Source organism: Mesorhizobium sp. M7A.F.Ca.CA.003.01.2.1 (assembly GCF_003998945.1).
GTDB lineage: Bacteria > Pseudomonadota > Alphaproteobacteria > Rhizobiales > Rhizobiaceae > Mesorhizobium > Mesorhizobium ciceri.
Window position 1 is genome coordinate 1 of sequence record NZ_RZRA01000282.1, and the last position, 5,953, is coordinate 5,953.

The following is a 5,953-nucleotide window of genomic DNA, read 5'->3' on the forward strand; positions in this document are numbered from 1 at the left end:
CATGCAGGCTCGCATCCCTGACGACAATTCGATGACGGTGACTATCGCCGTGCGCGTCAACGACCAATTGGTGCCGGTGATCGGCATGAGCCTGAAGCGGGTCGACGCGGTCGAAGTCGGTTCCATCGCGCCGAACTGAAATCGCGCCGAACTGAAAAATCCGAAGAAAAAGGCGGCGACCCAACGGTCACCGCCCTCTCACTTGAGCCCATCGAATCAGGCGCTTAGGCCTTGATCTCAAATCAGGGTGTCAGCCCTTGATCGCGGCCGTCACTTCGTCATAGGCCTTGCAGGCGTCGGCCAACGTCGTGGTGCCCTGATACTTGGTTGTCACCGCCTGGACCTTGGCGGTCAGATCAGCCGCCTTGGCCGGGTCCTTGGTGATCGCCTCCTGAAGTGCTGCAGCCATGTCCTGCGCCTTCTTGGTTGCGATCTCCGCCGTGCACTCAGGCGCCTTCGAGCAAGCCGAACCGGCAAGCACCGCCAGGCCGACGGCAACAAACAAAAACTTCTTCATGTCAGTCATCTCCTCAAAAAGGGCGCGACTTGATCGTCGATCACCCTCCAATGGCCGAAGCCGAGCGTCCTTAGCCTTCGATTGCGGCAAGATGCAACGTGTTCCCGGCCTCAACTTGTGTATCGCGCCTGCAACATCGCTGGCGGCAGGATTTGAGGCTACTGTGTCGGCGGCTGCAAAGTTCAGCTGCGAGGCTGCAGCAGCGCCAAGACGGCGGTCGATGCGGCAAGGATAGCAGTCAGAGTCAAAGGTCCAGTCGCGCCATAGGTGTCCACGACATAGCCGCCGACAACCGCGCCGATGGTGATGGCAATTTGGAAAGAGGTGACCATCAGGCTGCCCGCTGCCTCCAGCGCATCAGGCGCCGCGCGCGACATATTGGTCGGCAGCACCACCGGCGCCATGCCAAAGGCGAAACCCCACAGCGTAACGAAGCCGAAGGCAACGCCGATACGCGAGCCCCAAAGCACCAAAGTAAGTGCCGCAACCGCCATCAACGCCGCGGTGACTGCGAGGGCCATGTGGATGTTGGTGTCGGCCATGCGGCCGCCGGCAACATTACCGATCACGGCAGCGACGCCAAACCCGAGCAGAGCCAAGGCAATCGGTCCGGTTGTAAGGAGTGTCACCTGTTCGAGGAAGGGACGCACATAGACCGAGCCGGCAAAATGCCCCGTCATCAGCAAAAGGATAGCCAGCATCCCGAGTTGGATGCCGCGCCGCCGGGTCAGCCGAAATACATCTGCAAGGCTGTTGCTTGCCGTTGCGGGCAAGGTCGGCAGGCTGAGAAACTGCAGCAGCATGGCAAGCGCGGCCAGCCCCGCCGTCATGGCCATGGCACTGCGCCACCCTATCCAGTCACTGATCAACGCGCCCATCGACGGTGCGGCAATGGTTGCGAGCGAGACGCCCAGGGTGACGATCGCCATGCCCCGACCTGTCGCGCTGGCGCCAACCAGCCTCGCCACAACGGCGACCGAAAGTGCCCAGAAAGCGCTGAGAGCGATGCCCAGCCCGGCGCGGCCCAACAGCAACAGCCAGAAATCGGTCGCCAGCGCCGCCAGGACATTGGAACCGACCGCAAGAGCACTGAGACCAACCAGCACCGCCTTGCGGTTCAAGCGGCCGATGAGAACATTGCTCAACATGGCCGTCACGGCGCCGACGGAAGCGGTGGCGGTGACTACCTGTCCGGCCGTCCCCTCGCTGATGCCGAGATCGCGTGCCATTGGCGTCAGCAGACCTGCGGGCAGGAATTCGGCCGACACCAAGGCAAAGCTGGTGGCCGCCAATGAAATGACCGCGAACCAGGTGGCTGCGCTCCACGCGGCTGGTGCATCGGCATCAAGGCCAGTCGCGGCGTCTTCAAGCTGTAATGTTGTGTCAGTCACGGAAAGATCTCCAAAGTTTGGAGGTCTTAAATAGGCGAGTCCGCTCGGATGATATGTATCTTAGAATCCGAAATTCATATCCATTCGTCCGGGAATTGTGCGACGCACAACGCCCGGCGAGACATTGGTGATGCGCTTGAACGCGCGCGCGAAGGATGCCTCCGAATCATAGCCCAAACGGGTAGCGACTTCGGCAACCGACAAGCCGTTTTGGCCCAGCAATTCGCGGGCAAGCTGCATGCGCAGGCGGGCGAGATAGTGTGCGGCACCCTCCCCCAATACCGCACTGAAACGCTCGGCGAAAATCGAGCGCGATTGGCCTGCCACGCCGGCCAGGCTTCCCAGCGTCCAGTTGTGGCCGGGGTCGCGGTGCATGGCCGCCAAAGCGCGGCCTATATGGGGGTCGCGGATGGCTGCGAGCCAACCGGTGGTCGAGGCTCCATTGCAATTGACCCAGCAGCGTATGAGCCGGGCCGTCAGCAAGTCGGCCATACGCGACAGAATCGTGGCGCTGCCCATCTGCGGCTGCGAGGCCTCCACCGTCATGGCCGCCAGCAAAGGACCGACGACCGGGTCATTGCCGGCCACGTCGCAACCCTTGATGACAGGCGGCATCAACGTGATCAATGGGTTGAGCGCATAGGAGTCCAAGGCCATGGAGCCGCAGAAAAGGGTGCTCGTCGCGCCCGTTCCTTGCCGTACCACTTCGCAGACGTTGCCCCCCAACTTGATCACCTGGCAACCTTCGAGCGAGCCCCCTGCAACGTCCGGCGCGCTCGCCAGCCGATGGGCGATGCCTTGCGGCAGCAGCACCAGATCGCCATCGCGCAGCTCCTGCCAACCTTGCGATTCAGTATGAATCCAGCATGGGCCCTGGCCGACAAAGTGAAACCGAAGCAGCTGTTGTTGCGGAAAGTCTATGCTCCATGGGTGCCGGAGTTCGCAGCGGCCATAGTTGACACCACTCAAGCGAAAGTCTTGCAGAACTTCGCTGAGCGCATCCATCGGGATATGTGGCGGCGAGGACGGCCGGGACGAATGGTCAAACATATACGCAATATAGATGCCGAACGTCCGGCAGGCAAGCGGGGACCGTTGTTCCACCAGGTCAATCACTGCAACGGCACCCTACCCTTTCCGGCAGATTTCTCGCCTTGCCTCCCGCTCCAACTGCATGCAAGGAGTGCTGCAAGACACAGGGACAAGAGGCATGGCGGCGGAAGCATCGGGCAGTGATCTGGTTCAGGTGGTGGCGCTGCTTGCTGCCGGTGTCGTCGCCGTTCCCATCTTCAAGCGCATGGGCCTCGGCTCGATCCTCGGCTATCTGGCTGCCGGCGTGGTGATCGGCCCGTTCGGCCTCGGCGTCTTTTCCGAATCGGAAGCCATTCTTCATGTCGCCGAACTCGGCGTGGTGATGTTCCTGTTCATCATCGGGCTGGAAATGCAGCCATCGCGGCTCTGGGGCCTGCGCCGCGAGATCTTTGGCCTCGGTGCGTTGCAGGTCGGCGTCTGCGCGCTCCTGCTGACCGGGGTCGGCATGGCTGGAGGGTTTCCAATCGCGCAATCCTTCGTCGCCGGCGCCGGGTTCGTGCTGACCTCGACAGCGATCGTCATGCAGCTTCTCGAGGAACGCGGCGAAATCGCCGCGCCGAAAGGCCAGCGCATCGTATCGGTCCTGCTGCTCGAGGATCTTGCCATCGTGCCGCTGCTGGCCCTGATCGCGTTTCTGGCGCCCGGCGGTGCCGACACCAGCCTATCGGAGCGGCTGACCGAGGTCGGCATCGGCCTCGCCGCGATCGTCGGCCTGGTTGTGGCCGGCCGTTATCTGCTCAATCCGTTCTTCCGCATCCTGGCGGATGCCCGTGCCCGCGAGGTGATGACGGCGGCGGCACTTCTGGTCGTTCTCGGATCCGCGCTCGCCATGCAGCTCAGCGGCCTGTCGATGGCGATGGGCGCCTTCCTGGCCGGTGTGCTTTTGTCCGAATCGACCTTCCGCCATCAGCTCGAAGCCGATATCGAACCGTTCCGCGGCATCCTGCTCGGTCTGTTCTTTCTCGCGGTGGGCATGTCGCTCGACCTGCATGTGGTCGCGGCGAACTGGCGGCTGATTGCCATCTATGTCGTCGCCTACATGGTGATGAAGGCATTCGGCATCTACATCGTCGCCCGTATCCTGAAAACCAGCCACCGCGAGGCGCTTGAGCGCGCGGTCTTCATGGCGCAAGGCGGTGAGTTCGCCTTTGTCCTTTATTCGGCGGCCGCGGCGGTCGGCATCATCGACGGCAACGCCAATGCGACGCTGACGGCGATCGTCATCATCTCCATGGTGCTGACGCCGCTGGCCATCATCGCCTTGCGCTATCTGACGCCGCGCGACGAGCAGTCGCTCGACGGCGTCGACGTCGCCGATGGCCTGACCGGCAGCGTGCTGATCATCGGCTTCGGCCGCTTCGGCCAGATCGCCAGCCAGCCGCTGCTGCTGCGCGGCATCGACGTCTCGATCATCGACAATGACGTCGAAATGATCCAGGCGGCGGCCGATTTCGGCTTCAAGGTCTACTATGGCGACGGCACGCGGCTGGACATCCTGCATGCCGCCGGTGCCGGCCGGGCGCGCGCCGTGCTGATCTGCGTCGACAAGGCCGATGTGGCTGTTCGCATCGCCCAGCTGATCAAGGCCGAATTCCCACTGCTCACCGTGCTGGCCCGCGCATTCGACCGTGGAACGGCGCTGCAGCTCATACGTGCCGGCGTCGACTACCAACTGCGCGAAACCTTCGAATCCGCACTTGTTTTCGGCGGCTCGGCCCTGGAATCTCTGGGCGTCGATCCCGAAGACGTGGCTGAAACGATCGAAGATGTCAGGCGCCGCGACACCGACCGCTTCGAAACCCAGCTCGCCGAAGGCATTCGCGCCGGACAGCGCTTCCTGAGAGGCAATATCGGCACGCCGATTCCGACACCGCTCTCGACGCCGCGCCGGCCTGGTCAGGCACTCAACGAAGAGACCGCGGGTGTGCTGCAAAAATCCGACCCCGCCGATTGAGCAAGGAATCAGGTATGGAATTGGACAGCAGAGCCCTGTCGGTCACCAAATTCTGGCGCGATGCCGGCGAGGATGCCTGGTTCGAGAAGAACGAAGCATTCGATGCCGAGTTCCGCGACCGCTTTCTCGACCTGCACTACGCCGCCGCGCGGCGTGAATGCGACGACTGGCTGGAACATACCGAAGGCGCGCTGGCGCTGATGATCCTGCTCGACCAGTTTCCGCGGAACTGCTTTCGCGGCACCGGCCATATGTACGCGACCGATCCGCTCGCCAGATATTTCGCAGAGAAGGCGATCGCGGCTGGTCATGACCTGGCACTCGAGGAAGAACTCCGCGTTTTCCTCTACCTGCCCTATGAGCATTCGGAGCTACTGGCCGACCAGGATATTTCGGTCGAGCTGACGCAGGCCAGGGCCGAGCCCTATCTGAAGTATGCTGTCGAACATCGTGATATCATTGAGCAATTCGGCCGTTTTCCGCATCGAAACAGGATGCTTGGGCGCGAAACCACCTCGCAGGAGCAGACGTTCCTGGATGGTGGCGGCTTCTCGGGCTAAAGTTCGGCCGTCGCTTTGCCCAGAAATCAGGCCAGCCACCAATCCCGGCCGGACGACAATCGCTCGATGCCTGAGGTATCGACGGCGACCAGGCGGTCGGTGATGCTGCGACCGCTGACAACCAGGCCGGGCGCGATCTCGGCCAGCGGCGCCAGCACGAAGGCGCGCTCCAGCATGCGCGGATGCGGCACCTCCAGCCCGGTCTCGTGGATGACGCGGTCGCCGAACACCAGAATGTCGATGTCGATCAGCCGCGGCCCCCACCGCTCCTCGCGCACCCGCTTCAGCTTGCGCTCCGCATCGAGGCAGAGGTCGAGCAAGGCACGCGGTGCAAGCACGGTGGAAATTTCGGCGGCCGCATTGAGAAAATCCGGCTGATCGAGCTTGCCCCAGGGCGGTGTGCGATAGAGCGAGGAGACGCCGGTGACACGCGTATCCG

Annotated in this window: 6 protein-coding genes; 2 read left to right on the top strand and 4 right to left on the bottom strand. The window is 62.8% G+C overall.

Annotation, left to right across the window (positions count from 1 at the left end):
- Positions 1-250: 250 nt before the first annotated feature.
- From EN969_RS13685 to EN969_RS13695, 3 genes are all read right to left on the bottom strand, one after another.
- Positions 251-517 (bottom strand): hypothetical protein, encoded by a 267-nt coding sequence (locus EN969_RS13685; RefSeq protein WP_024503536.1) that lies wholly within the window; start codon positions 515-517, stop codon positions 251-253.
- A gap of 182 nt (positions 518-699) precedes the next feature.
- Positions 700-1,908 (bottom strand): MFS transporter, encoded by a 1,209-nt coding sequence (locus EN969_RS13690; protein WP_063167920.1) that lies wholly within the window; start codon positions 1,906-1,908, stop codon positions 700-702.
- A 60-nt stretch (positions 1,909-1,968) separates the two neighbouring features.
- Positions 1,969-2,958 (bottom strand): AraC family transcriptional regulator, encoded by a 990-nt coding sequence (locus tag EN969_RS13695; RefSeq protein WP_063170228.1) that lies wholly within the window; start codon positions 2,956-2,958, stop codon positions 1,969-1,971.
- Positions 2,959-3,118: 160 nt separating this feature from the next.
- On the opposite strand from EN969_RS13695, the gene EN969_RS13700 reads away from it, so the two are divergent.
- Positions 3,119-4,954: a monovalent cation:proton antiporter-2 (CPA2) family protein gene (locus EN969_RS13700; RefSeq protein ID WP_127419181.1), complete on the top strand. Its 1,836-nt coding sequence runs from the start codon at positions 3,119-3,121 to the stop codon at positions 4,952-4,954.
- Between the two features lie 14 nt (positions 4,955-4,968).
- Positions 4,969-5,514, top strand: a complete 546-nt coding sequence (locus tag EN969_RS13705; protein WP_063167919.1) for a DUF924 family protein — start codon at positions 4,969-4,971, stop codon at positions 5,512-5,514.
- 26 nt (positions 5,515-5,540) lie between these two features.
- On the opposite strand, the gene folK is transcribed toward EN969_RS13705, so the two are convergent.
- A partial coding sequence (gene folK, locus EN969_RS13710; RefSeq protein WP_127419182.1) for a 2-amino-4-hydroxy-6-hydroxymethyldihydropteridine diphosphokinase occupies positions 5,541-5,953 on the bottom strand: 413 nt, incomplete at its 5' end.